The organism is Streptomyces sp. NPDC021115 (assembly GCF_044333065.1).
GTDB lineage: Bacteria > Actinomycetota > Actinomycetes > Streptomycetales > Streptomycetaceae > Streptomyces.
The window spans coordinates 52,985-78,528 of the sequence record NZ_JBIRQF010000016.1 but is presented as its reverse complement, the minus strand read 5'-3'; the positions used below and the strand labels follow the sequence as shown (position 1 = coordinate 78,528).

General features: G+C 73.7%; 21 protein-coding genes. 13 read left to right on the top strand and 8 right to left on the bottom strand.

The window, feature by feature from the left end:
- The first annotated feature begins 157 nt into the window (after positions 1-157).
- On the top strand, positions 158-1,318 hold the full coding sequence (locus ACH4TL_RS34545) for an NAD-dependent epimerase/dehydratase family protein (RefSeq protein ID WP_398324192.1): 1,161 nt from the start codon (positions 158-160) through the stop codon (positions 1,316-1,318).
- A gap of 150 nt (positions 1,319-1,468) precedes the next feature.
- Here ACH4TL_RS34545 and ACH4TL_RS34540 read toward each other — a convergent pair whose 3' ends face one another.
- On the bottom strand, positions 1,469-2,581 hold the full coding sequence (locus ACH4TL_RS34540; RefSeq protein WP_398324190.1) for a sensor histidine kinase: 1,113 nt from the start codon (positions 2,579-2,581) through the stop codon (positions 1,469-1,471).
- On the bottom strand, positions 2,574-3,356 hold the full coding sequence (locus ACH4TL_RS34535; protein ID WP_398324187.1) for a response regulator transcription factor: 783 nt from the start codon (positions 3,354-3,356) through the stop codon (positions 2,574-2,576). The genes ACH4TL_RS34540 and ACH4TL_RS34535 overlap by 8 nt, the downstream gene beginning before the upstream one ends.
- Positions 3,357-3,472: 116 nt before the next feature.
- Here ACH4TL_RS34535 and ACH4TL_RS34530 point away from each other — a divergent pair, with 116 nt between their 5' ends.
- Genes ACH4TL_RS34530 through ACH4TL_RS34520 form a run of 3 tightly spaced genes read left to right on the top strand, consistent with a single transcriptional unit; the run spans position 3,473 to position 5,546 of the window.
- The gene (locus ACH4TL_RS34530; protein WP_398324185.1) at positions 3,473-4,198 is read left to right on the top strand and encodes a glycosyltransferase family 2 protein; all 726 of its coding nucleotides are present in this window, start codon (positions 3,473-3,475) and stop codon (positions 4,196-4,198) included.
- Entirely contained in the window at positions 4,195-4,836 is a 642-nt protein-coding gene (locus ACH4TL_RS34525) for a DUF2064 domain-containing protein (protein ID WP_398324183.1), read from the top strand. Before ACH4TL_RS34530 ends, ACH4TL_RS34525 begins: the two co-directional genes overlap by 4 nt.
- The gene (locus tag ACH4TL_RS34520) at positions 4,833-5,546 is read left to right on the top strand and encodes a methyltransferase domain-containing protein (protein WP_398324181.1); all 714 of its coding nucleotides are present in this window, start codon (positions 4,833-4,835) and stop codon (positions 5,544-5,546) included. Before ACH4TL_RS34525 ends, ACH4TL_RS34520 begins: the two co-directional genes overlap by 4 nt.
- Here the strand turns inward: ACH4TL_RS34520 and ACH4TL_RS34515 are convergent.
- Positions 5,488-5,955, bottom strand: a complete 468-nt coding sequence (locus ACH4TL_RS34515) for a hypothetical protein (RefSeq protein ID WP_398324179.1) — start codon at positions 5,953-5,955, stop codon at positions 5,488-5,490. The genes ACH4TL_RS34520 and ACH4TL_RS34515 overlap by 59 nt on opposite strands.
- Positions 5,952-7,211, bottom strand: a complete 1,260-nt coding sequence (locus ACH4TL_RS34510; RefSeq protein WP_398324177.1) for a molybdopterin-dependent oxidoreductase — start codon at positions 7,209-7,211, stop codon at positions 5,952-5,954. The genes ACH4TL_RS34515 and ACH4TL_RS34510 overlap by 4 nt, the downstream gene beginning before the upstream one ends.
- A gap of 164 nt (positions 7,212-7,375) precedes the next feature.
- On the opposite strand from ACH4TL_RS34510, the gene ACH4TL_RS34505 reads away from it, so the two are divergent.
- Both ACH4TL_RS34505 and ACH4TL_RS34500 read left to right on the top strand, forming a co-directional pair.
- Positions 7,376-8,776 (top strand): hypothetical protein, encoded by a 1,401-nt coding sequence (locus tag ACH4TL_RS34505; RefSeq protein WP_398324175.1) that lies wholly within the window; start codon positions 7,376-7,378, stop codon positions 8,774-8,776.
- A gap of 175 nt (positions 8,777-8,951) precedes the next feature.
- Complete coding sequence (locus ACH4TL_RS34500; RefSeq protein WP_398324173.1) at positions 8,952-10,205, top strand: hypothetical protein; 1,254 nt, start codon at positions 8,952-8,954, stop codon at positions 10,203-10,205.
- A 79-nt stretch (positions 10,206-10,284) separates the two neighbouring features.
- Here ACH4TL_RS34500 and ACH4TL_RS34495 read toward each other — a convergent pair whose 3' ends face one another.
- The gene (locus ACH4TL_RS34495) at positions 10,285-12,102 is read right to left on the bottom strand and encodes a transglycosylase domain-containing protein (protein WP_398324171.1); all 1,818 of its coding nucleotides are present in this window, start codon (positions 12,100-12,102) and stop codon (positions 10,285-10,287) included.
- A 562-nt stretch (positions 12,103-12,664) separates the two neighbouring features.
- On the opposite strand from ACH4TL_RS34495, the gene ACH4TL_RS34490 reads away from it, so the two are divergent.
- The 4 genes from ACH4TL_RS34490 to ACH4TL_RS34475 all read left to right on the top strand — a co-directional run bounded on the left by ACH4TL_RS34490 (position 12,665) and on the right by ACH4TL_RS34475 (position 17,823).
- The gene (locus ACH4TL_RS34490; RefSeq protein ID WP_398324169.1) at positions 12,665-13,963 is read left to right on the top strand and encodes a DUF692 domain-containing protein; all 1,299 of its coding nucleotides are present in this window, start codon (positions 12,665-12,667) and stop codon (positions 13,961-13,963) included.
- A gap of 5 nt (positions 13,964-13,968) precedes the next feature.
- Positions 13,969-14,985, top strand: a complete 1,017-nt coding sequence (locus ACH4TL_RS34485) for a TIGR04222 domain-containing membrane protein (protein ID WP_398324167.1) — start codon at positions 13,969-13,971, stop codon at positions 14,983-14,985.
- A 113-nt stretch (positions 14,986-15,098) separates the two neighbouring features.
- Complete coding sequence (locus ACH4TL_RS34480; RefSeq protein WP_398324164.1) at positions 15,099-15,905, top strand: TIGR04222 domain-containing membrane protein; 807 nt, start codon at positions 15,099-15,101, stop codon at positions 15,903-15,905.
- Positions 15,906-16,188: 283 nt separating this feature from the next.
- Complete coding sequence (locus ACH4TL_RS34475) at positions 16,189-17,823, top strand: alpha/beta hydrolase (RefSeq protein WP_398324427.1); 1,635 nt, start codon at positions 16,189-16,191, stop codon at positions 17,821-17,823.
- Between the two features lie 30 nt (positions 17,824-17,853).
- On the opposite strand, the gene hemQ is transcribed toward ACH4TL_RS34475, so the two are convergent.
- From hemQ to ACH4TL_RS34460, 3 genes are all read right to left on the bottom strand, one after another.
- A complete protein-coding gene (hemQ, locus tag ACH4TL_RS34470) occupies positions 17,854-18,606 on the bottom strand; it encodes a hydrogen peroxide-dependent heme synthase (protein ID WP_398324162.1) in 753 nt (250 codons plus the stop codon).
- 75 nt (positions 18,607-18,681) lie between these two features.
- Positions 18,682-20,115, bottom strand: a complete 1,434-nt coding sequence (gene hemG / locus ACH4TL_RS34465) for a protoporphyrinogen oxidase (protein ID WP_398324160.1) — start codon at positions 20,113-20,115, stop codon at positions 18,682-18,684.
- Complete coding sequence (locus ACH4TL_RS34460) at positions 20,112-21,875, bottom strand: IclR family transcriptional regulator C-terminal domain-containing protein (RefSeq protein WP_398324424.1); 1,764 nt, start codon at positions 21,873-21,875, stop codon at positions 20,112-20,114. The genes hemG and ACH4TL_RS34460 overlap by 4 nt, the downstream gene beginning before the upstream one ends.
- A 91-nt stretch (positions 21,876-21,966) precedes the next feature.
- Here ACH4TL_RS34460 and ACH4TL_RS34455 point away from each other — a divergent pair, with 91 nt between their 5' ends.
- From ACH4TL_RS34455 to ACH4TL_RS34445, 3 genes are all read left to right on the top strand, one after another.
- Entirely contained in the window at positions 21,967-23,157 is a 1,191-nt protein-coding gene (locus ACH4TL_RS34455; protein ID WP_398324158.1) for a 4-hydroxybenzoate 3-monooxygenase, read from the top strand.
- Positions 23,154-23,966, top strand: a complete 813-nt coding sequence (locus ACH4TL_RS34450) for an IclR family transcriptional regulator (RefSeq protein ID WP_398324156.1) — start codon at positions 23,154-23,156, stop codon at positions 23,964-23,966. Before ACH4TL_RS34455 ends, ACH4TL_RS34450 begins: the two co-directional genes overlap by 4 nt.
- A 118-nt stretch (positions 23,967-24,084) precedes the next feature.
- On the top strand, positions 24,085-25,530 hold the full coding sequence (locus ACH4TL_RS34445; RefSeq protein WP_398324153.1) for an MFS transporter: 1,446 nt from the start codon (positions 24,085-24,087) through the stop codon (positions 25,528-25,530).
- Positions 25,531-25,544: the final 14 nt, after the last annotated feature.

Below are 25,544 nucleotides of genomic sequence, written 5' to 3'. Positions count from 1 at the left end.
ACGTCACGGTTGTGTGTTTTATGTGACCGGAACCCCGGGCGACCGGGCGGGCACAGGGGGTCAGCGGCCGGAAGGCGTCCGGAACGAGGTCTTACGCACCGATGACGGCACGGCGCGGACACGGGCCCGGCGGCCCGTGAACGCCTAGCGTCGGGCCATGCGCGTACTGGTCACCGGAGGCGCGGGCTTCATCGGCTCGCACGTCGTCACCGCTCTCACCGCCCGCGGCCATGAGCCGGTCGTCCTCGATGCCCTGCTGCCCGCCGCCCATCCGGCGGCGCCGCGGCGGTCCGGCGCCGCCGAGTGGATCCACGCCGATGTGCGGGACCGGGCGGCGGTGACGGAGGCGCTGCGCGGGGTGGACGCGGTCTGCCATCAGGCGGCGATGGTCGGCCTCGGCAAGGACTTCGCCGACGCCCCGGACTACGTCGGCTGCAACGACCTGGGCACGGCGGTGCTGCTGGCTGCCATGGCGGAGCGCGGGGTGCGCTCGCTGGTGCTGGCCGGGTCGATGGTGGTGTACGGGGAGGGACGTTACGACTGCCCCCGGCACGGCCGGGTGCGCCCGGGCCCGCGCGCCGAGGCCGACCTGGCCGCGGGCCGGTTCGAGCCCGGCTGCCCGGACTGCGGCACTCCGCTGCGCCCTGGCCTGGTCGACGAGGACGCACCGGCCGACCCGCGCAACGTCTACGCCGCCACGAAGCTGGCGCAGGAGCTTCTGGCGGCGGCGTGGGCGCGGGCGGTGGACGGCCGCGCGGTCTCGCTGCGCTACCACAACGTGTACGGGCCCGGCATGCCGCGCGACACCCCCTACGCGGGCGTCGCCTCCTTCTTCCGCTCGGCCCTCGCGCGCGGCGAGGCGCCCACGGTGTACGAGGACGGCGGGCAGCGCCGCGACTTCGTCCACGTACGGGATGTCGCCTCGGCCAACACCGCCGCGCTGGAGGCGGTCGCCGGCTCAGTGCCTGCGGGCGCCCTGACGGCGTACAACACCGGCAGCGACGACCCCCATACGGTGGGCGAGACGGCCGAGGCGCTGGCGGCGGCCTGCGGCGGGCCCGCGCCGGTGGTGACGGGCGCGTACCGGCTGGGCGACGTACGGCACATCACGGCCTCGTCGCACCGGCTCCGCGAACAGCTGGGCTGGCGGCCCGCGGTTCCGTTCGCCGAGGGCATGGCCGAGTTCGCCCACGCACCCCAGCGGGCGGCGGCCACCCCGGAGCCGGGCCCGCGGCCACGCACGGCCGACGGGCCGCCGGGGTCCCCGCCCGACCCGGGCGCGACCCCGGCTCCCGCAGGGCGACCGGCGAGCGCATAGCCGCGCCCGGGCACCACGACGGCTGCCGGGGGCGCCCGGGGCCTCGGCTCCGGCGCGGCCGGGGCTCCGCGCCGGGGCCGGGCCGCGGCAAGGCCCCCCAGCAGAACCGGGACCGTGAGACCGCCCGGGCGGGGCTACGCCCGGGCGGGGCTACGCCCGGGCGGCGGGCAGGCGGACCTCGAAGCGGCAGCCGCCGTCCACGTTCGTCACGGCCGTGTGGCCGTGGTGGGCCTCGACGATGCCGCGGACGATGGCGAGGCCGAGCCCGGCGCCCGCCGGGGGCGTGCGGGCGTGGGTGCCGCGCCAGCCGGTGTCGAACACGCGCGGAAGATCCTCCTCCGGTATGCCGCCGCAGCCGTCCGTGACGGACAGCACGACGGTGTCGGCCTCGCGCCGGGCGGCCACGGCGACCGTGCCGTCGGCGGGGGTGCGGCGGATGGCGTTGATGAGGAGGTTGCCGAGGACGCGGGTCATCTCCTTCCCGTCGACCTCGACCGGGATGGGGTCCACGGGATCGCCGATCAGCTGGACGCCCAGCTGGCGGGCGAGCGGGTCGGCGCCCGCGAGGGCGTCGCCGACCAGGTCGTAGACGGAGATCCGGGTGGGGGCGAGCGACAGCGCCCCGGCGTGGATGCGGGAGAGTTCGAAGAGGTCGCCGACCATCGTGTTGAGCCGCTCCACCTCGGTGCGGATCTGGCGGTGGTAGCGGTCCGGGTCCTCCACCACGCCGTCCTCCAGCGCCTCGGACATGGCCCGCAGCCCGGCCAGCGGGGTGCGCAGATCGTGCGAGATCCAGGCGACCAGCTCGCGGCGGGAGGACTCCAGGGCCCGTTCGCGCTCCCGGGACTCGGCCAGCTTGGCGCTGGTCGCGGCCAGCTCGCGGCCGAGTTCGGCGAGTTCGGCGGTGGCCGCGCCGCCGGGGGCGGCGAAGCTGCCGCCATCGCCGAAGGAGCGGGCGGCGAGGGTCAGTTCGTGGCTGCGGGCCACCACCCAGCGGCCCAGCAGCAGCGCGGTGGCCAGGGACACCACCGCGGCCATGGCGCAGACGGTGGTGACGACCGTCAGGTCGTGCGTGGACAGGAACATCGCCCAGGCGACGGCGAGCGTCCCGGCGAGCATGGCCGTCACGGCGACGGCCGCCACGACGGCGAGGGACACGACGACGGACCTGCCGCGCAGCACCCGCAGGGCGAGCGCGCCGAACAGCCCGGCCGCGGCGGCGCCGAGGAACGCGAACAGGGCCATCAGCAGGACGTCACGCACGGCGGTCGGGCTCCCCCGTAGAAGCCGTGACGTCCGGCGCGTCCGGCGCGTCGAACCGGTAGCCCACGCCCCAGACGGTCTGGATGAGGCGCGGCGCGGCCGGGTCGTCCTCGATCTTTCCGCGCAGCCGCCGCACATGGACGGTGACGGTGGACAGATCGCCGAAGTCCCAGCCCCAGACCTCCCGCATCAGCTCCTCGCGGGTGCAGGCGAGCCCGGGGTGGCGCAGCAGGAAGGCCAGCAGGTCGAACTCGCGGAGGGTGAGGGCCAGCTCCCGGCCGTCCTTGGTGGCGCGGCGGGCCATCGGATCGAGGGTGATCCCGGCGCGGCGCAGCGGGGTGCCCGTCGCGGCGCGTCCGGCGCGTTCGGCGGGGGCGGCGGAGGCGCGCGGTCCGGTACGGCCGCGGCGCAGCACGGACTCCACCCGCAGCACCAGCTCGCGCGGGCTGAACGGCTTGGTGACGTAGTCATCCGCGCCGATCTCGAGACCGAGGATCCGGTCGTCCTCGTCGCCGCGCGCGGTCAGCATGATCACGGGCACCGGGCCCTTGGCTCGGAGCGTGCGGCACACGTCCAGACCGTCCATGCCGGGCAGCATGAGGTCGAGGACGACCAGGTCGGGCCACTGGGCGTCGGCGCGGGCGAGCGCGCCGGGGCCGTCGGCCGCCCGGTCGACGGTGAAACCGGCGCGGGTGAGGTACCCGGCGACGACCTCGGCGACGGTCGGATCGTCGTCCACGACGAGCACGCGGCCGGGGGGTGGGGTCTGCTGCATGCCGTCCAGCCTGGCACCCGACCGGGTGGACCGTCCCGCCCTCGACCAGCGCGGAGCGGCGACGTCCGTGTTTCGTAAGGACCTGAAGTCCGGAATGCGGCTTTTCCGTTCGTAGGGTGGGCCGGGTGACAGACTCGACCGCTCCTCGTGCGGACGTCGTCCTTCCGTGTCTGGACGAGGCCGCCGCCCTCCCCTGGGTGCTGGAACGCATCCCCGCCGGCTGGCGCGCCATCGTCGTCGACAACGGTTCGACGGACGGCTCGGCCGCGATCGCCCGCTCCCTCGGCGCCACCGTCGTCCATGAGCCCCGCCGTGGCTTCGGCGCCGCCTGCCACGCCGGACTGCTGGCCGCCGACGCCGACGTGGTGTGCTTCTGCGACTGCGACGCCTCGCTCGACCCCGGGCTGCTGACGGGCTTCGTAACGAGCGTCGCCGACGGCGAAGCCGACCTCGTCCTGGGGCGCCGCCGCCCTGGGGAGCGCGGCGCCTGGCCCGTGCACGCCCGGCTCGGCAACGCCGCCCTGTCCCGGATGGTGCGGCGGCGCACCGGGGCCGCGCTGCACGACCTCGGCCCCCTGCGAGCCGCCCGGCGCGAACCGCTGCTGGCCCTGGGCCTCACCGACCGCCGCAATGGCTATCCGCTCCAGATGGTCGTGCGGGCCGCCGACGCGGGCTGGCGGATCGAGGAGCGCGATGTGCCGTACCGGCCGCGGACCGGGAAGTCGAAGGTCACCGGCACGTGGCGGGGCACCTGGCACGCGGTGCGCGACATGCGGGCCGTCCTGCGCCAGCCGCCGCCCGCGGCCGCCTCCCCCGGCGACCGCGCGGGGGCCGCCCGGTGAGCCCGGAATCCACGGTGCTGGTCATCGCCAAGGAGCCCGTGGCCGGGCGGGTGAAGACCCGGCTCACTCCCCCGTACACCCCGGCGGAGGCGGCGGCGCTGGCCGAGGCCGCCCTCGGGGACACCCTGCACGCCGTGCTCGGGATGCCCGCCCGGCGCAGGGTGCTGGCGCTCGCCGGGCGGCCGGGGCCCTGGCTGCCGCCGGGCATCGAGGTCGTGCCGCAGGGCGGCGGCGGCCTGGACGAGCGGCTGGCGGCGGCCTTCGCCGGATGCCAGGGACCCACGCTGCTCATCGGCATGGACACCCCGCAGGTCACCCCCGCCCTGCTGGCGCCCGCGCTGGGCAGGGGCGGCTGGCGGGACTGCGACGCCTGGTTCGGCCCCGCCGCCGACGGCGGCTTCTGGGCCCTGGGCCTGGCGGACCCTGACCCGGAGTTACTGCGCGGAGTGCCGATGTCCACCCCCACCACCGGTGCCGCACAGCGCCGCCGCCTCACGGACGCGGGGCTGCGGGTGCGCGAACTGCCCGTGCTGCGCGACGTCGACACGGCGGACGACGCGACGTGGGTGGCGGCCCTCGCCCCGGGCACCCGGTTCGCCCGCACCCTCGCCGCGCTGTCCCGGGCCGCCACCCGATGAGCGGGGCGATACGCGAAGACGCGGGCGGCGCCGCCACCACCGTGCCCTGGCGCGCCGACCCCTATACGCGGGCGCTGAGCGCGGGCCGGGGCCCGCTGTTCCTGCGCCGCGCGGACGGCTGGCTGCTGCCGCTGGAGGTCGAGCGCTGGTGCGCGGCCGCCGACGCGGCGGACCGCACCGTGCTGCGCCGCTGCCAGGGGCCCGTGCTCGACATCGGCTGCGGCCCCGGGCGACTGGTGGCCGCGCTCGCCCCGTACGGCCGCCGCTGCCTCGGCATCGACGTCAGCCGGGCGGCGGTCGCCCGTACCGTCCGCACCGGCGGCCCGGCCCTGTGCCGCTCGGTGTTCGAGCCGCTGCCGGACGAGGGACGCTGGGGCACGGCGCTGCTGCTCGACGGCAACATCGGCATCGGCGGCGACCCGCGGGCCCTGCTGGCGCGCGTGGCGCAACTCCTCGCGCCCGAGGGGCTGCTGATCGTCGAGGCGGCAGCGGCCGATGTCGACGAACGGGTCCGGGTGCGGGTGGACGACGGACGCGGCCGGGTCGGCACGGCGTTCCCCTGGGCCCGGGTGGGCGCCCCCGCGCTGCTGCGCCACGCCGGTGCGGCGGGCTGGACCGCCGTGGAGCGCTGGACGGCCAGGGGCCGCGAGTTCATGACCCTGCGCCGCGCCGCTCTGCCCGGGCCCGCCGCGCCGCCGAACCCGCCCTGACGCACAGCCACAGCGCGGAGACGGCGAACAGCCCGGCGGTGATCAGCAGCCAGCGCGGCAGGAAGACATCGGCGGACAGCCCGGTCGAGCGCTCGTAGCGGCTCGCTTGCGTCCCCGCGATCAGCGGGAACCACACCAGCAGCAACAACCCGGAGACGAAGGCGGGCACCCGCACATGGTTGACGTACGCGGCGGGCGCCGGGACCGCCCGCTGGAGGGCCCGGTCGGCGAGCCCGTACAGCGGCAGCAGCACCAGGTCGTGCAGGAGGGCCGCACCGACGATCCACAGCAGGATGCCGAGCCAGTCGCCGCGCAGCAGCCGCACCCCCGCGTAGCCGGTGAGCACGAAGGAGCCGAGCAGCAGGAGCAGTTGGAGCGGCGAGTCGCCGTACCGCCACGGGAACCTCATGCGGTCTCCCCGAAGCTCAGCCGGGCGACCCACTTGGTGTTGTGCACGCCCGGGGCGCCCGGGACGATGACGCGCGCCGGGTAGCCGTGGTCCGGGGACAGGTCCGCGCCGTTGACACGCAGGGCGAGCAGGGAGCGCGGATCGCGCACCTGGTTGTCACGCAGTACGGCCGAGCGGAACGAGCCGTGCCGTTGGAGCGAGGCGACGAAGACGTCCGGCGGCCGCTCGCCCGCGCCGACCAGCCCGGCGAGGTCGGACAGCCGCACCCCCTCCCACCGCTGGTCGGGGGTGGACCAGCCCTCGACGCAGGCGATCGGCAGCGCCGCCGTGTGGCGCGGCAGCCGCAGCAGCTGCTCCCGGGTCAGGACGACCTCGCGGCCCGGGCCGCGCACCACCAGCCGCCAGCCGGGGCCGATGTCGCGGGCGCGGATGCCGACGGCCGCGGCGGTCTTGTTGATCTGGAAGCCGTTCGGCCCCCGGCCCGGCTCCCGGCCGTGCGGGGCGAGCAGCGCGGTCTTCCGCAGCGGCCCGTCGAGGCTCTGCCCGGCCGTCACGACCAGCAGCGCGGCCGAGCCGGTGCCCACCATCGCGAGCGCGCCCCGCCGCGACATGGTGGGCGGGGCGGGGTCGGGGCTGACCAGACCGGTCTCGTCGGGCGGTTCCGGCCGGGTCCCGGAGACGGGGTTGCGCAGCTCCGCCCGCAGGTCACGGCCGCGCAGCGCGCGCACCATGCGCGGGAACCGGAGCGTCACATGGACGGCGAACGCGCCCATGAAGATCCAGGCACCGTAGAAGTGCAGCGGGTAGAAGGACCCGGGGAAGACGTACTCCAGCTGGACGTTGAGCACCCCGGTCACGAACTCGAACAGCCCGCCGCCGACCAGCGCGAGCAGCGACAGCCGCTCCAGACCGTGCCCGAGGGACCGCACCGGCGGCCGTTCGAACAGCTTGGGGACGACGGACCACAGCTTGGCCAGCAGCACCGGGACCAGCACGATGCCGAGCGTGACGTGCACCCCCTGGGTGACGCGGTACAGCCAGGCGGGGTGGGTCGGCCAGGAGAAGAGGTAGAAGCCGAGCAGCCCCTTGTCCGGCGTCTGGTCGTTGACCGGGGACAGATCCGGGTTGTACGCGGCGTACGACAGCAACCCGGTGACGAACAGCACCGGAATCCCGAACAGCAGGACCAGACCGAAGACGGACGTCAGCCAGGGGCCGCGCAAGGGGCTTCGCCAAACGGATGGACGGTGGCTCATGGCATGACCGTAGGGCCGCCGGACCCGTCGTCAGGGGCTCCGACGCATGACGAAACGCTGACGTCGTCCTCGCCCGCCCCTCCGCGGCGCGGGGATCTGACGGTTCGGTGACGTGACCGCGCCACAACCGCCGATCCGGCAGGTCACCGGCTTAGCGTGAGGCCGTGAAGCTCCCCCTCCGCATCGATGACCCGACCCTTCGCCCTCCGGACGGCGATGAGCGGACCGGCCGCCGCCGCGATGTGCTCGCCGCCTGCGCCGCGGCGCTCCTCTTCGCCGTCGCGGCCGCCGTCGGCACCCTGATCCAGCGGACCGCCCACACCCTGTACGTCGACTGGGCGCCGCTGTACGCCGACTGGCTGCCCCACGCGGGCCCCGGCACGCCCGGCGCCGTGGCCATCGCGGTGGCAGTCGTCGGCTACGGCCCGCGGCTCGCGGCGACGCTGCCGTGGCGGCGGCTGCTGTGGGCGGGCTGGGCGGCGGCGCTGGCCTGGACCTGGGCGCTGGCGCTCGTCGACGGCTGGGGGCGGGGCGTGGCCGAGCGGCTGACGCAGCGGCACGAGTATCTGCGCGGCATCGACCGCTTCCACGACATCGGCGCCGCGCTCCGCGGCTTCACCGGTCACATCCTGCTCACCCAGCCCGACTACTGGCCCGCGCACATCGCCGGGCATCCGCCGGGCGCCGTGCTCACGTTCGTCGGGCTGGACCGCCTGGGGCTCGGCGGCGGCGGATGGGCGGGGGCGTTCTGCATCACCGCCGGCAGCTCGGCGGTGGCCGCCGTCCTGGTCACGCTGCGCGCGCTGGGCCAGGAGCGGGCGGCGCGCACCGCCGCGCCGTTCCTCGTGCTGGCCCCGGCCGCGGTGTGGGTGGGGGCGTCGGCGGACGGCTACTTCACGGCGGTCGCGGCCTGGGGGCTGGCGCTGCTCGCGCTGGCGGCGAGCCGTACGGCCCGGGCGCCGGGCGCCGTCGCGCTGGCCGCCGGGCTGCTGCTCGGCCTCACCGCGTACCTGTCGTACGGGCTCACGCTCATGGCGCTGCCCGCAGCGGCCGTACTGCTCCTCGCCCGTACGGTACGGCCGCTGCCGTACGCGCTGGCCGGGGCGGCGGCGGTGGCGGGAGCGTTCACCCTGGCCGGTTTCGTCTGGTGGGAGGGGTACGAGCTGCTGGTCCAGCGCTACTACCAGGGAGTCGCGGCGGACCGCCCGTACGGCTACTGGGTGTGGGCCAACCTGGCCTGCACGGCGATCGCGGCCGGTCTCGCCTCCGTCGCGGGTGTCCGCCGGGCCGTGGGGGCCGCGCCGGGGGTGGCACGGCGGCTGCGCCACGGGGACGGCGGCGCGGCGGACGGGCTCGTGGTGCTCGTCCTCGCCGCGCTGCTCGCGCTGGCGACCGCCGATCTGTCGGGGATGAGCAAGGCCGAGACGGAGCGCATCTGGCTGCCGTTCGTGCTCTGGCTGCTGCCGTCCGCCGCGCTGCTGCCCGCCCGTGACCTGCGCGTCTGGCTGGCGGCGCAGGCGGGTCTCGCGCTGCTGGCCAACCATCTGCTGCTGACCGGTTGGTGAGTCACGGCCCATGAGTGGCCGATGTGAAGAGCAGGTGATACTTCTGTGATACTGAGCGGGGGCACACAACTGAACCGTTGCCAGGGGGCGGGACCCGTTGAAGGCGTTGAAGACCTTGAAGGCATCGAAGTCCTTGAAGGCGTTGAAAGCATTATCGGCGCGGAACGCCTACGGCGTGGCCGCTCCCCTGGGCGCGCTCGCGGCGGTCGCCGTGGTCGTGGCGCTGCTCATCGCCCTGACCTCGCCCGGTGATACGACCGGCGCGGCGGTGGACGGCAGCGTCCAGGCCGCCGCGCCCGTGCCGCGGGCGGACAAGGTCCCCAGGGGCACCAAGAAGAAGAACAAATACGCCGACTGGGACGGCAAGGTGAAGGTGATCGGGGACGGCTCCACGTCCTACACCGGCCCCCAGCCGAACCAGTTGAAGATCGAGAAACTGAAGCCGGGCCAGAAGCCCCCGCAGTTCGTGGTCTTCTCCTGGGACGGCGCGCTGGAGAACGGCGATCATCTCTTCTCCCGCTTCCGCCAGGTCGCCAAGGAATCCAACGCCACGATGACGTTCTTCCTCAGCGGCATGTATCTGCTGCCCAAGTACAAGAGCGACCTCTACCGGCCGCCGATGCACAAAGAGGGCTCGGCCGCCATATCCTTCCCCACCGACGGGCACATACGCGAGACGCTGGAGCAGCTGCGCGGCGCATGGCTGGACGGAAATGAGATCGGCTCGCACTTCAACGGGCATTTCTGCGGCTCGAAGGGCGGCGGCGAGTGGACCTCCCAGCAGTGGAAGAGCGAGACCGAGCAGGCGTACTCGTTCGTGGAGCACTGGAAGACCAATACGGGATTCACCGACATCAAGCCGCTGCCCTTCGACTACGACGAGGAACTGGTCGGCGGCCGCGCCCCCTGTCTCGAAGGCCAGAAGAACCTGATCCCGGTCATCAAGAAGATGGGCTGGCGCTACGACGCGAGCTCCCCGGGCGACTTCCAGATATGGCCGTCCAAAATCGACGGCATATGGAACTTCCCGCTTCAGCTGGTGCCGTATCCGGAGAGCGAGAAGCAGGTCCTCTCGATGGACTTCAACTTCCTCTACAACCAGTCCGGTGACAGCACCGACGGCGATCCGGCGAAGTACGCCGAATGGGAGCGGCTGACCCGCGACGGCTATCTGAACGGCTTCGAGCGCGCCTACAACGGAAGCCGGGCGCCGCTGTTCATCGGCAATCACTTCGAGACCTGGAACGGGGGCATCTATATGCAGGCCATCGAGGACGTGATGCGCAGCGTGTGCACCCGCCAGGGCGTGAAGTGCGTTTCGTTCAAGCAGCTTTCCGACTGGCTGGATGCCCAGGACCCGAAGGTGCTGGACAAGCTGCGGATGCTCGACCCGGCGGAATCGCCCGACTGGTCGACGTACACCAAGTAGGGACACACCGGGAAACAAAGAGCCCGGCCCGGCGCGTTCCCCTCGAACGCACCGGGCCGGGCTTGTGTCTGCCTTCTCGCTACTTCTTTCCGGCACCCGCCATGTAATGCGTCCAGATGTCCAGCGGATAGGTGTCGCTCGCCTTTCCGGTGGCGTCCCCGCCCATTCCCTTGAGCGGCAGCAATTCCTGCGTCTTGGGGTCCACCCGGGACAGCGAGACGGCCGTGGACACCTGGTCGGTGTAGCCCACGAACCAGGACGAGGTGCCGTCCTGCGCCGTGCCCGTCTTGCCCGCCGCGCCGGGCCCCACCGCGGCCGCGGCCTGTCCGGTGCCGCTCTGGACGGCGCCGTGCAGCGCGTCGTCCACCTGCGCCGCCACCTGGGCGCTGAACGCCTGCTTGGCGCGGTCCTTGCGCAGGGCGAACTTCTCGCCGTTACGGGTCAGTCCGCTCACCGAGTACGGCGGCACATGGGTGCCGTTCGCGGTGAACGTCGCGTAGGCGCTGGCCATCCGGATCGAGCTGGGGGTCGCGGTGCCGAGCGAGAACATCGGCACCCGCGCGCCGAAGCTGCTGGGCAGCAGCCCCGCGTCGATGGACGCCTGGCGGACCCGGTCGAGGCCGACGTCCATGCCGAGCTGCATCATCGGGGTGTTGATGGACTGCACGACGGCCTGGCGCAGGCTGACCTGCCCATAGGACTGGTCGCCGTCGTTCTCGCCGCGCACGATCTTGCCGCCGCGGTCCCAGTAGGGCCCCTCGGGGGTCTTCACGGCGACCTTGTTGTTGCCGTCGTAGAGCGTGGTGGGGGCGACGGGCGTGCGCGGGCTGTTCCGGTCCTTGAGCACGCCGTCGCGCAGCGCCGCCGCGTAGACGAAGGGGGTGAAGGCGGTACCGGCCGGGACGGTGGAGGCGTTCGCGTCGTTGAAGCCCTGTTCCAGGTAGCCCGGGCCGCCGTACAGCGCCTCGATGCGGCCCTTGGGCGTCACGGAGGCGGCGCCGATGCGGACGTACCGGTCCTCCTTGCGGTTCTTGGGGTCGAGGCCGTCGCGGGTCTTCTTCACCGAGGCGGCGAGCGCGTTGACCTTCGCCTTCTCGAAGGTGGTGTGTATCTGATAGCCGCCCAGGTCGAAGTCGGCGTCGGAGATCTCGGTATGGGAACTCACATACGCCTTCGCGGTCTCCACCAGATAGCCGACCTGGCCGGTGAGCCCGGCGGGCCGGGGCGCCGGATGGGGCTCGGGGAAGGTGGTGTACTTCGCCCGCTCCGCTTTGGAGAGCTTTCCGATGTCGACCATCCGGTCCAGCACCCATTTCCAGCGGTCCACCGCCCGTTTGTGGTTCTTGGCGCTGAGCGTGGGGTCGAAGGTTCCGGCGCCCTTGAGCAGTGAGGCGAGCATCGCGCCCTCGCTCGCGTTGAGCTTGGAGACGTCCTTGCCGTAGTACGCGTAGGAGGCCCGCTGAATGCCGTAGGTGCCGCGCCCGAACCAACTGGTGTTCAGATAGCGCTCCAGAATCTCCTGCTTGGTCATCCGGTCGTCGAGCTTGATGGCCATGAACATCTCGGTGAGCTTGCGGGAGAACGTCTGGCGCTGATTCAGATAGGCGTTCTTCACATACTGCTGGGTGATGGTCGAGCCGCCCTGGGTCTCACCGCCCGTCACCATCCGGGTCACGGCGCGCATCAGACCGCTCGGGGAGACGCCGCTGTCCGTGTAGAAACTCGCGTTCTCGGCGGCGAGGATCGCCCACTGGACCTTTTCGGGCACCTTGGTCAACGGCACGTCCTGACGGTTGACCGGACCCGTGCGGGCCATCTCGGAGCCGTCGGCCCAGTAGTAGACGTTGTCCTGCTGAGTGGCGAAGTCGTTGAGGTTCTTGGGTATGTCGGTCTGCATGTAGAGAAGGCTCAGGAGTCCGGTCAGGCTCCCGAGGCAGAACACGAAGAGGAGTCCCGTCTGACGCCACGACGGCAGCCACCGCCGCACTCCTCGTCTCCCGGCCCGGGGATAGTCGAGCCGTATCTGGCGGGCCGCCCAGCGACGCATCTGCAACCCACGGCCGGCCGAGGACGGCGGTGGCTTACGGTGTGCGTTACGGCGGTGCTTCCCCATGGCATTGTTGCTGCCCAGCACGTGTGTTCCCCCACGCTCGCTCCGCGCGCGGGCGCGGCACAAAGGTGTGATCTTCCATCCCCCCAGACCACACGACCTTATTCCCCCTTCCGAACATCTGTCGCCACGGGGCACCAAAATTTTGTAACAGTGCCGATATTCCGCAACTCGCGGCCCTGCCAGGGCCGTCGGGGGACTCGGAGGGGCCAGGGGGCGGCGTGAGGAGGGAGGGTAGCGTGATACCCCGAAGCTCAAATGAACCTCTGAACCACAGGCGCCCTGGATTCGTCCTCTCCTCAGAGGGTCATTACCCCGGCAGGTGAGAACGGCAGGAGAAGGGGGAGCCATGACGCGCCTGGGGACCGGAATCGGCTGGCGACCGGAAATCGCCGAGGACATCGCGGGCCTGCCCGGCATCGACTGGGTGGAGGTGGTGGCCGAGAACGTCTGCCCCGGCCATGTGCCGGACGCGCTGCTGCGGCTGCGCGAGCGCGGTACGACGGTGGTTCCGCACGGTGTCTCGCTCGGCCTCGGCGGCGCCGAGCGCCCCGACCCCGAGCGGCTGTCGGCCCTCGCCGAGCGGGTGGAGGCGCTGGGCTCGCCCCTGGTCAGCGAGCACATCGCGTTCGTACGGGCCGGGGGGCCGCGGACCGGGTCGCCCGCTGTCGAGGCCGGGCATCTGCTGCCGGTGCCGCGCACCCGGGACGCGCTGGACGTGCTGTGCGAGAACGTGGCGATCGCCCAGGCGGCGCTGCCGGTGCCGCTCGCGCTGGAGAACATCGCGGCGCTGATCTCCTGGCCGGGCGAGGAGATGACCGAGGGGCAGTTCCTGGCCGAGCTGGTAGAGCGGACCGGCGTCCGGCTGCTCATCGACGTCGCCAACCTGCACACCAACCACGTCAACCGGGGCGAGGACCCGGCCAAGGCGCTGGACGAGCTGCCGACCTCGGCCATCGCGTACGTCCATGTGGCGGGCGGCGTCGAACGGAACGGGGTGTGGCACGACAGCCACGCCCACCCGGTGACGCGGCCGGTGCTCGACGTGCTCGCCGAGCTGTGCGCCCGTACGACGCCACCCGGGGTGCTGCTGGAGCGGGACGAGGACTTCCCGGCGGCCGAGGAGCTGGCGGGCGAGCTGGACGCGATCCGCGCGGTGACAGCGGCGGGTGCGGGCGCCCCCGACGCGGCGCCCGCACCGAAGCGCGAAAGGGAAGAGATACCGGACACCGACGCCGCGCGGGAGCGGCTGGCACGCGCCCAGACCGCGCTGCTGTCGGCGCTCGTCGCGGGCGCCCCGGCGCCGGAGGGCTTCGACCGGGAGCGGCTGGGGGTGCAGAGCCGGGCGCTGATCGCCAAGCGGTCCGGGGTGGTCGCCAAGGTCGCCCCCGAGCTGCCGGAGATCCTGGACGACGGCTACCGCCGGGCGTTCGGGGGTTACGCCGACGGCCGCCCGATGACCGGCGGCTACCGCCACGACGCGATGGCGTTCGTCGAGCATCTGCTGGCGGGCGACGAGGTCCGGGACGCGGCGACGCGGCGACGGCTGACCCTGTGGTGGCAGGAGCGCTCAGGCCCCGCCCCGCTGTCCACGAACCCGCTGGCGCGTTTCGCCCGCCGGGCCCGGCTCGTGCTGAGCGGGGGGTGAGCGGCATGGACGCGCTCGTGATCCTGGTGTACGTGGCGGTGATCGCGTCGTCGGTCTTCGTCATCAGGGGCACCGTACGAACGCGGCGGGCCGCCGCGGGGGCGCCGGACAGCGGCGTGAACGACCTCGTGGAGGCCGCGTTCCTGGCGGGCGGGCCCGGCCGGGTGGCCGACACCGTGATCAGCGAGATGCACACCGACGGCCGGCTGGCGGTCGGCAGGCCCGGGGTGGTCTCGGTGCGTCAGCCGGTCGCCCGCAATCCGGTCGAGAACGCGCTTCTCACGGTGCTCACCCATGCCCCGAACGGCGCCCTGGACCGGCTGCGCCGGGAGCTGATGCGCACCCCGGAGGTGCAGGGGATCGGGGACGAGCTGGCGCGGCGCGGGCTGATGGTGCACCCCGGCGCCCTCCGGTTCTGGCGTAAGGCGGCACGAGCCCAGGTGATCGGCTGCTGGCTGTGCGTCCTCCTGGGCATCCTGGCGAGTTTCGGCCAGGCCGCTGTGGACGGGGTCCCGGTGATCTTCATGATCATTCCGGCGCTGTTCTTCGGCTTCGTGATCGGCGCGAGCTGTGGGCGGCTGGCCAAGGGACGGCTGACCCCCGCCGGAAAGCTCGCCCTGGACGCCTTCCGGCGGAACACCGAGTCGGCCGCCGGGCCGTGGGGCGGGCCCCACGGGCCCTGGTCCGGCGCGTCCGCCACCATGGCGGGGGCCGCGCCCGTCTCGGTCGCCGTGGCGCTGGGCGGCGCGTCCGCCATCGCCGCCGACACGGTACTGCGGGACCAACTGCTGCAAGCGCGGCGGGTGACGGGCGCGGGCGCGTCCCCGGGCGATGGTTCGGGCTCGTCGGGCTTGTCCGACTTCTCCGGCGGCTCGTGGTGCGGCGGGGGTTCCGGCTCAGGTTGCGGCGGTTCGTCGTGCGGGGGCTCGTCGTGCGGTGGCGGTGGCGGTGGTTCCGGTTGCGGCGGGGGCGGGGGCGGTTCGAGCTGTGGTGGCGGAGGCGGCTGCGGCGGGGGCAGCTGACGCCGGGGAGCCGTCACACCACCACGGCGTTCGGCGTGACAACACCGCCACCCGAATCGCGCATTTCGCGAAATCTCTGGCGCGGAACCGGTCGGGTCCAGTAGAACTCGGCCATGTTGTGGGTCCTCTTCCTGCTCGTCGCATGGGGCTCGGCGGTGGTCAGCTGCACCCGCCTGTGCCTCGCCGCGGTCGCGGCCGCCCAGCCGATGGACGCCGGTCCGGAGCGGAACGGACGGACCCTCAGCCTGTACGAGGCGGCGTTCCTGGCAGGCGGGCCGCAGCGGGTGGCCGATCTCGCCCTGGTGGCGATGGCCCGTGAGCGGCGGCTGCTGCTCGCCCATACCGGCTGGGTCACCGTCGTGGATCCGGAGGGCCGAGACGATTTCGAACGCTCGGTCATCGCCGCGACAGGCCCGCAAGGCCAGTCCCCCGTCCCGCCGGTCCGCACCGCGCTGGCCACCGCCGAACCGGTACGGGCGCTGTCCGACCGGTTGGTGACGGCGGGGCTCGCGGTGCCCGCGGGGGCCCGGGCGAACGTGGCGGCGGCCGTCCGGCACGTGCGGCTGGCGTGCTGCGTGGTCCTGCTGACGGGCGCGGTCGCGCTGCTGATGGTGCCGCCCGCGTCGGGTCCCGGGGCGGCGCTGGCGTGGTTCGCGCTGCCGCTGCTCCTCACCGCGAGCTGCCTGGTGATCGCCCGGGTCGAGGTGCATCCGTACTCGCGCTGGGCCTCACCCGCCGGGCAGCGGCTGCTGGGCCGGATCGATGTGCCGCCGCGGCGGCCCGTCGCCCAGCGCGCCGGGGGCGGAGCCGACGCGGAACGCGACGACGGCGAACTGCTCACCGCGCTCGCGGTCCACGGCACCGCCGCCCTGCCCGATCCGGCGCTGCGCGCGGCGCTCAGGGCGCATTGGAGTCATTGACCCGTCCCCCGTGGGGCCCAATGGCCCCGACACCGCGGCCCGGTGCTTTACATGACCAATCCCCGCGCCAAGTATCCCTTTTGTCGCGCGAGGCGCGGAGGGACCGGCTGCGGAGGGATGGCCTGTGAGAGCAGCAGCGCTGTACGGCGTCCTCGGACCGCTGTCCCTGTCCCTGGCCATGACCGCGCTGCTCGCCACCCCCGCCACCGGCAGACCGCTCGCGGCGCCGCCCGCGCGCCCCACCTCGGTGGCCGCCGCCGGGTCCCCGGAGCCGACCGCCCTCATGGCGGCGCCCGCCTGGTCCGCCGCGCCCGCGTCCGCCGCGCCGGTCTCCCCCGCCCTGGCCTCCCCCGTGCTGGCCGTGCCCCGGGGCGGCGCCGCCGAGGCCCGCGGGGTGGCGGTGGCGGCCCGGAAGGCGGCCGACCGCGGCATCACCTTCGGCCACTGCCCGGACTCCGAGGAGCTGTCCTCCGCCCTCCGCTGCGGCACCGTCTCCGTACCGCTGGACTACGCGCGGCCGCACGGCAGGCACATCCGTCTCACCGTCAGCCGGGTCCGGGCCACCGGACCTGAGGCCCGGCGGCAGGGCGCGCTGGTCTACAACCCGGGCGGACCGGGCGCGTCCAGCATGACGTTCCCCGAGTACGCCGCCGAGGACGCCTTCCACAAGACGGCCGCGGTCTACGACTTCGTCGGATACGCACCCCGCGGAGTCGGCCGCTCCGCCCTGGTGTCCTGCCAGCGTCCTTCGGACTACGCCACCGCGCCGACCAGCTCCCCGCAGCACCCCTCCGCCGCGTACAAGCGGGGGATGGTGGCGCGGGCGCGCGCGTACGCCCGGGGCTGTGCGCGCCGTACGGGGTCGGCCCTGCGGCACATCACCACGCTCAACAACGCCCGCGACCTCGATGTGCTGCGCGCCGCGCTCGGCGAGAAGCGGCTCACCTTCGTGGGCGCCTCGTACGGCACGTACTACGGGGCCGTGTACGCGACGCTCTTCCCGCGCCACGTGCGCCGCATGGTGTTCGACAGCGTGGTCAACCCCGGCCCCTGGCAGATCTGGTACCGCAACAACCTCGACCAGTCGGTGGCCTTCGAGCGGCGCTGGGCGGACTGGCGCCGCTGGGCGGCCCGGCACCACGCCGTCTACCACCTCGGCACCACCCCCGCCCGGGTGCTCGCCGCGTACCGGAAGGCGGTCCACCGCCTGGCGCGGGAACCGGCGGGCGGCCGCGTCGGCACCGGGGAGCTCCAGGACGCGTTCGTGCGGACGGGCTACAACGACGCCTACTGGGACCCCAGTGCCCATGCCCTCGCCGCCTATCTGCGCGGCGATTCGCGGCCGCTGATCGCGCTGGCCGCGTCCGAATCCGGGGACGCGGAGGCCGACGAGAACGGCAAGGCCGTCTACACCGCCGTGGAGTGCAACGACGCGCCCTGGCCGCGCGGCTGGGCGAGCTGGAACCGGGAGAACACCGCCCTCGCGCGCCGCGCCCCCTTCGAGACCTGGGACAACGTGGCGATGAACCTGCCCTGCGCCTACTGGCCGCTGGGGCACGACACCCCCATGGACGTCACCGCCCGGCCGGGGCTGCCGCCGGTGCTGCTGCTGGCCGCCGAACGGGACGCGGCCACGCCGTACGCGGGCGCCAAGGCGCTGTGGCGCAGGCTCCCCACGGCCTCCCTGGTCACCGAGCGGAAGGCCGGTACCCACGGCCTGTGGGGCGGCCCGAACGCCTGCGTCAACCGCAAGGTCGACACGTATCTGCTCACCGGGAAGACCCCGGGCCGGACCGCCTACTGCGCACCGCGCCCGGCACCCGAGCCGCAGCCGGGCCCGGCGCCGGTGCCCGAGTCCGGCAAGCAGCCCGCACGCCCCGGAGACCCGGGAGGCCCCGGGGCGCCCTGGACGCCGTGACGGCCGGGCCCGGTGCCGCTCCGGTGGCCGTCAGGCCAGACCGGCGACCAGCTCGGAGACCGGCTTGCGCCGCCCGGTGTAGAACGGCACCTCCTCGCGCACATGACGGCGCGCCTCGGAGGCGCGCAGATGGCGCATCAGGTCGACGATCCGGTGCAGCTCGTCCGCCTCGAAGGCCAGGATCCACTCGTAGTCGCCGAGGGAGAACGACGCGACGGTGTTGGCGCGCACATCGGGGAAGCCGCGGGCCATCTTGCCGTGGTCCGCGAGCATCGTGCGGCGCTCCTCGTCGGGCAGCAGATACCACTCGTAGGACCGTACGAAGGGGTAGACGCTGACGTAGTCGCGCGCGTGCTCGTCCGCGAGGAACGCGGGGATGTGCGACTTGTTGAACTCCGCCGGGCGGTGCAGCGCCATGTTCGACCAGACCGGCTCCAGGGCGCGGCCGAGCCGGGTGCGGCGGAAGAGGTTGTACGCCTCCTGGAGGGCGTCGGAGGTCTCCGAGTGCCACCAGATCATGACGTCCGCGTCCGCCCGCAGCCCGGAGAGGTCATAGGTGCCGCGCACGGTGACGTCCTTCGCGGCGAGCTGCGCGAACAGCTGCTCGACCTCGTCGGCGTAGCCGGTGCGGTCCTCCGGCAGCACATCGCGCAGCCGGAACACCGACCACAGGGTGTAGCGGATGACCTCGTTGAGGTCCTTGGCCTTCTTCCCGGCGTTGGGGGCCTTCGGAGACGGGATGGTCTCGGGCGTTTCCGGGGTCTCGGGAGCAGCAGCAGTCATGGCCCTATTCTCGCTCTCCGCCATCCGCGCCCGCCGCCAGGGTCGCCGTGAGCGGCTCAGGGGGTGTCTTGCCGATCATGCCGGGCTGATCGGCAAGACACCCCCTAGCAGTTCGTCGGCGGCCGTGCGGGCGGATCCGACGCACGCCGGGATGCCGACACCGTCGTAGACCGCGCCGCACACCCGCAGCCCGGGCAGCTTGGCGACCTCCGTGCGGATCCGGGCGACCCGGTCGAGATGGCCGACCGGGTACTGGGGCAGCCCGCCGTCCCAGCGGGTCACCCGGGTCGCCACCGGCTTGGCGGCGAGGCCGGTCGCCGCGCCCAGATCGGCGAGCGACATCCCCACCAGATCGGCGTCGTCGCGCTTCAGATGCTCCTCGTCCTCGAACCGCCCGATCGAGGTACGCAGCACGAAGAGATCGGGGGCGGCGTCGCGGAGCCAGCCCCATTTGCGGCTGGAGAACGTGGCCGCCTTGATCGTGTGCCCGTCGACCGGCGGGACCAGGAAGCCGCTGCCCTCGGCGAGCGACGCCACGTCGGCACGGCGGAAGACCATGGTGATCAGCGCCATCGAGGCGTAGTCGACGGTGGCCAGCTCGGCGGAGGCGGCCGGGGAGTCGGCCGCCAGCAGCCGGGCGGCGGCGGGCGCGGGGGCCGCCATGACGACCGCGTCGGCCCGCAGCACCGTCCCGTCCTCGGTGACGACGGTCCAGCCGTCGGCAGTCCGCCGCAGCTCCCGTACGGGCGCGTTCGTACGGATCTCGCCGCCCGCGGCCCGTACGGCGTCGGCCACCGCGAGCGGCAGCCGCCCGATGCCGCCGTCGATGCCCGTGAACACCGGCCCGCCCTGCCGCTGGGCCGCCCGCTCTGTCAGCTCCCGGACCCCCTCGGCCAGCGGGCGGCCCGCGCGGGCCAGTTCGAAGAGGGTGGGCACGGCGGCCCGCATCGAGGTGCGGTACACATCGCCCGCGTACACCCCGCCGAGCAGCGGCTCGACCAGCCGGTCCACGACCTCCCGGCCGAGCCGGGCGGCGATGAACCCACCGAGCGCCACGTCCCCGCCGACCGGCGTGGGCGGCAGCTCCGCGTCGCGCGCGATGCGCTCCAGCCCCTCGTCCGAGATCACCCCGGACGCGGCGAGCGGCGCGAGATCGCCGGGCACGCCCATCACATGGCCCTTGGGCATCGGCCGCAGTGCGCCGCGCGTCCACAGGGAGGCGGACGCGGTCGCGGGCGGCTGAAGGCGCTCGCCGAGGCCGACGGCGCGCGCCAGCTCCACCCCCTCCGGGCGCCGGGCGAGCATCGACTCGGCACCCAGGTCGACGGATACGCCCTCGATCTCGCCCGCGCACAGCTTGCCGCCCAGCCGCCCCGACGCCTCCAGCACGGTCACCCGCGCCCCGCCGGTCCGCAGCCGGTGGGCGGCCGCGAGGCCCGAGATCCCGCCGCCGATGACGACGGCGTGGCCGGTGTGCCCGGGGGGTCGCGGGGAGGTCGCTGCGCTCATGCCCCCACTCTCTCACCCGCCCCCAGCGGGTGATGGGCCGAGGCGGTGGCGAGGTCGGCCTCGATGCGGGCGGCGGCGGTGCGCAGCGCCGGAAGCAGCTCATCGACGGCTGCCTCCGCGCTGCCGCGGCCCGCGTGGGTGGCGATGTTGAGCGCGGCCACCACCCGGCGGTCCGCACCCCGGACGGGCACCGCGAGGGACCGCAGCCCCTCCTCCAACTCCTCGTCCACCAGGGCGTATCCGTCCCTCCCGGTCCGCTCCAGGACGCGGGCCAGCTCGGGCACGTCGGTCACGGTGTGCCGGGTCAGCGGCTCGGGGGCGAGCCCGGCGAGATGCGCGGCGCGCCGGTCCGGGTCAAGGCCCGCGAGCAGCACCCGGCCCATGGAGGTGGCGTAGGCGGGGAATCGGGTGCCGATGGTGATGTTGACGCTCATGATCCGCACGGTGGGCACGCGCGCCACATACCGGATGTCGTCGCCGTCGAGGACCGCCAGGGACGCCGACTCGTGGACGGTGCGGACGAGTTCGCGCATATGGGGCTGGGCCAGCTCGGTGAACGACAGGTCGCCCAGCGGTGCGTAGCCCAGCTCCAGCACCCTGGGCAGCGGGCGGAAGGCCCGGCCGTGTCCCTCCGCGTACCCCAGCTCGACGAGGGTGAGCAGGGAGCGGCGCGCGGTGGCCCGGGGCAGCCCGGTGGCCTCGGCGACGGCGGTGAGCGTGAGCCCCTGCCGCGCGGCGCCGCCCTCCTCCCCCGGGGTCCCGAGCGCCCGCAGCACGGTGAGCCCGCGGGCGAGCGACTGGAGATACCCGGCCCCCAGCTCCCGCTTGGCGACCCGAGCCGGATCCTCGGCGCCCGGCCCGGGCCCGGCACCGGGCCCGGCGGCCGAGCCCGCCGTGGCCCGCCCCGGCTGATCGGGCTCGGCGGGGGCGGCCAGCGCCGCCTCCATCGCCGGGAGCTCCGCATACAGCGGGCCCAGCACGGCGGCCCGCAGCGAGGCCACGTCATGGCGGCTGGTGTGGCTGACGACGTTCACCGCGCACGCGGTACGGCCCGAGGCGTCCCGGACGGGGACGGACACCGCCACCAGTCCTGGCTCGATCAGCTGGTCGTCGGCCGCCCAGCCGGTCCTGGCGGCCTCCCGTACGCGCGCCTCGAAGGCGGTGTCCGCCTCGGAGCCGCTGTCCGCGGCGGGCCGGCGGCGCGGCGGAACGGCGGGGAAGGCGGCGTCGAGGGGGTCGGCGGCGCGCCGGGCGCGCCAGGCCGCCCAGGCCCGCTCGTCCCATTCGGCGGCGAAGAGCGCGCCGGGGGCGCAGCGCTCGGCGGGGAGCAGGTCGCCGATGCGGAAGGCGAGGGACATGGTGCGGCGGCGGGTGGCCTGGACGACGAAGCGCGCCCCGTCGCCGTCCGGCACGGCGACCGAGACCGATTCGTCCAGCCCGTCGGCCAGCCGCTCGGCGAACGGACCGAGCGCGTCCGGCAGGCCGCTGGCGGCGAGGTAGGCGTTCCCCAGCTCCATGAGCCGGGCCGCGAGGCTGACGTCGCGCCCGTCGAGCCTTACGTACCCGAGCTGTTCGAGCGTGCCCACGACGCGGTCGACGACGGACCGGGCGAGCCCGGTGCCGCGCACGAGGTCGCCGGGCCGGACCGCGGCCCCTTCCTGGTGCGCGGCCAGCCGGGTCAGCTCGCAGAGCACGGCGAGGCCGCGCTCGAGAGGGCCGACGGGGCCATTGACAGGTGGGGACACCGGACCGAGACTCATCACAGCTCGATTATGAACGAAGTTTCACTCCGCGAACAAGTGGGGATCCTCATCTCACCCGGCCCGGACGACCGGACGAAGGGACGTATCGATGCGCACGACCGTCGGGATCATCGGTGGAGGACCCGCCGGGCTGCTGCTCGCCCGTCTGCTGCATCGTGCGGGGGTGGACTGCGTGGTGCTGGAGAGCCGGGACCGGGCCTATGTCGAGCAGCGGCAGCGGGCCGGAATCCTGGAGCAGGGCACCGTGGACGTGCTGCGGGAGTGCGGCGCGGCCGAGCGCCTGGACCGCGAGGGGCTGCCGCACGAGGGCATCGAGCTGCGCTTCGAGGGCCGCGGCCACCGCATCGACTTCCCCGCGGCGACCGGCGGCAAGTCCGTGACGGTCTACGCCCAGACGGAGATCGTCAAGGATCTGGTCCGGCTCCAGCTCGCCGAGAGCGAGAGTGGGGGCCCTCCGCTGCTGTTCGAGGCCGAGGCGCTGGCGATCGAGAAGGCGGATTCCGAGGCCCCGGTCGTCCGCTTCCGCCACCAGGGCCGCGAGGAGACGCTGAGCTGCGACTTCGTGGCGGGCTGCGACGGGTTCCACGGCATCGCCCGGCGCGCGGTCCCGGCCGACCGGATCCGCACCTTCGAGCGCACCTATCCCTACTCCTGGCTCGGGGTGCTGGCCGATGTGCCGCCCTCCTGCGAGGAGTTGATCTACGCCCGCCATCAGCGCGGCTTCGCGCTGCACAGCATGCGCTCCCCACAGGTCTCCCGGTTGTATCTCCAGGTGCCGAACGGCACCGACCCCGCCGACTGGTCGCATGAGGAGATCTGGGACGAGCTGTCCGTCCGCTTCGCGCTCGACCACAGCGACTGGAGACTGGAGCGCGGCCCGATCACCGCCACGTCGGTGACCCCGATGCGCAGCTTCGTCCAGGAGCCGATGCGTCACGGCCGCCTGTTCCTGGCGGGCGACGCGGCGCACATCGTGCCGCCGACCGGGGCCAAGGGGCTCAATCTCGCCGTCAGCGACGTGGTCACCCTGGCCCGCGCGCTGGCCCAGCACCACACCACGGGCTCGACCGAGCTGCTGGACGGCTATTCCGCGGCCTGCCTCGCCCGGGTGTGGCAGGCCGAGCGCTTCTCGTACTTCATGACGGACACCCTGCACCGGCGCCCGGAGCAGAGCCCGTTCGACGACCGGCTCCAGATCGCCCAGCTGGACCGGATCGCCACCTCCCGCACCGCGTCCGCCGAGCTGGCCGAGAACTACGTCGGCCTCCCGCTGTCATGACGGCCCCGCTGCATCCCGCGGCGGGCCGGCGCCCCGACGCCGGGCGGTCGGTCGCCGGCCGGGTGCTGGCCGTGCTGGACGCGTTCGACGCCTCCCACCGGTCGCTGTCGCTCACCGCCCTCGCCCGGCGCGCCGGGCTGCCGCTGGCCACCGCGCACCGGCTGGTCGCCTCGCTCACCCGCTGGGGCGCCCTGGAGCGCGACACCTCGGGGGCGTACCACATCGGGCTGCGGCTGTGGGAGGTGGCGACGCTGTCGCCGCGCGGGGTCGGGGTGCGCGAGGCGGCGCTGCCGTTCATGGAGGACCTGTACGAGGCCACCCATGAGAACGTGCAACTGGCGGTGCGCGACGGGCTGGAAGTGGTCTATGTCGAGCTGATCTCCGGCCGCTCCGCGGTCCATGTGCGCACCCGGGTCGGCAGCCGCTGGCCGCTGCACGCCACGGGCGTCGGCCTGGTGCTGCTCGCGTACGGGCCGCCGGGGCTGGGCGAGCGGGTGTGCGCCCGGCCGATGCGCCGGTTCACCGAGCGGACCATCCACGATCCGGCGCGGCTGCGGGCCACGCTCGCCGAGGTGCGGCGCACCGGCATCGCGGTGAGCGACCGTCAGATCACCATGGACGGGCTGTCCATCGCCGCCCCGGTGCGGGGTCCGCGCGGGGAGGTGGTGGCGTCGCTCTCGGTGGTGGTCCCGGCCGCCGAGGGGCGGGCGCCGGGGCTGATACCGGCGGTGCGGGTCGCCGCCCACGGCATCTCCCGTACCCTCGCCGCCGCCTGGGATCAAGAGTCACTCGCCGAGGCTTCCGGCTGACGGAAGACCCCGCAGAAGACCCGCTTCCGCCTCTTGCCGGGGGTGCGTTCACGCCACATTCTGTGGGGCACACCGCGCTCCGACCCGGAACACCCGACGCCCGAGGGGGGCGCCCGAAGTGACCACCGAGGACACCGCCACGCGGGAACCGACCGACCGGCGCACCGGCTGGCAGCCGTATCACACGCTGTGGGCCATGCTGCTGGGCGGCTGGCTCTTCTCCTACGCCGACCGCACCCTCACCGGCCCGGTGGTGACCTGGCTGATCGAGAACGACCACAGCATGCTGGGCTCCGCCAGCCATCCGCATGCCCTCGGCGGTCTGATCGGCAGCCTCTTCTTCGCGGGCTACATGCTCACCCAGTTCCCCGGCGGCTATCTCGGGGACCGCTTCGGGCATCGCACGATGCTCGCCGTCTCGCTGCTGTGGGCCGGGGTGGCGACCCTGGCCAGCGGGGTGGTGAGCGGGCTGATCGCGTTCGTCGTGCTGCGGGTGCTGACCGGCCTCGGCGAGGGCGTCTTCTACTCCAACGACCGCTCCCTGATCGCCCAGCGCACCCCGCCGGCGAAGACCAGCTTCGGCATGGGCGTCGCCATCACCGGGCTGTCGATCGGGCTGACGATCGCGACCATCAGCACGCCGTATCTGATCGACTGGGGCGCCCGGGCGTTCGGCCACGAGGACGCCTGGCGGATGCCGTTCCTGGTGCTGGGCGGCGCCACGCTCGCGTTCGGCTGGATCACGGCGGTCTATATGCGCCGCATCGGCGGCCCGCTGAAGGCCACCGGCTCCACGCTGCGGCTGCTGGGGATCTCGGCGGTGCTGTGCGCGGCGGTCATGGCGGTCTATCTGATCGCCGACGGGGCGGGGATGCCGAGCTGGGGCGTGGCCGTCCTGGAGTGCGTGCTCGCGTTCGTCCTGATCGGGGCGATCTTCGCCAGGCGCGGGGCGCGGCTCGGCGCCATCTCCCGCAACCGCAATGTGCTGCTGCTCAGCTTCGCCTTCATCGCGGTCATGTGGAACCTGTGGTTCTTCAGCTTCTGGTCGGTGTCGATCGTCGCCGACGCCGCCCACAGCTCCTTCCAGAACGCGGCGCTGGTCGCGACGTTCAACGCGGGCGCGGGCATCCTCGGCTTCCCCGTCGGGGGCCGGCTGTCGGACGTGGCGAAGGCCCGGGGCTGGGGGCGGCGGCCGCTGCTGATCGCGTTCACCGTGGTCCAGGGCCTGCTGGTGCTGGTCTTCGCGGCCTACCTCCAGGCCCAGGAGAAGCCGTCCCTGCTGGTGATGTCCGTCCTGCTCTTCGTCACCAGCCTGTTCTTCAACGCCCTCCAGCCGATGGCCCACGCCCTGCTGAACGATGTGGTCGACGCCTCCGAGCGCGGCGCCGCCTTCGGCCTGTTCAACCTGGTCGGGGAGATAGGCGCGGTCATCAGCCCGGCGCTCAGCGGCACCCTCTTCGACCACTACGGCAGCTGGACCTCCGCCGTCTACATCGACGGCGCGCTGATGCTCACGAGTGCTGTTCTGTACGTCCTGGTCCGCGAGCCCACCGCCCGCTCGTAGCCTGGCCCATGACG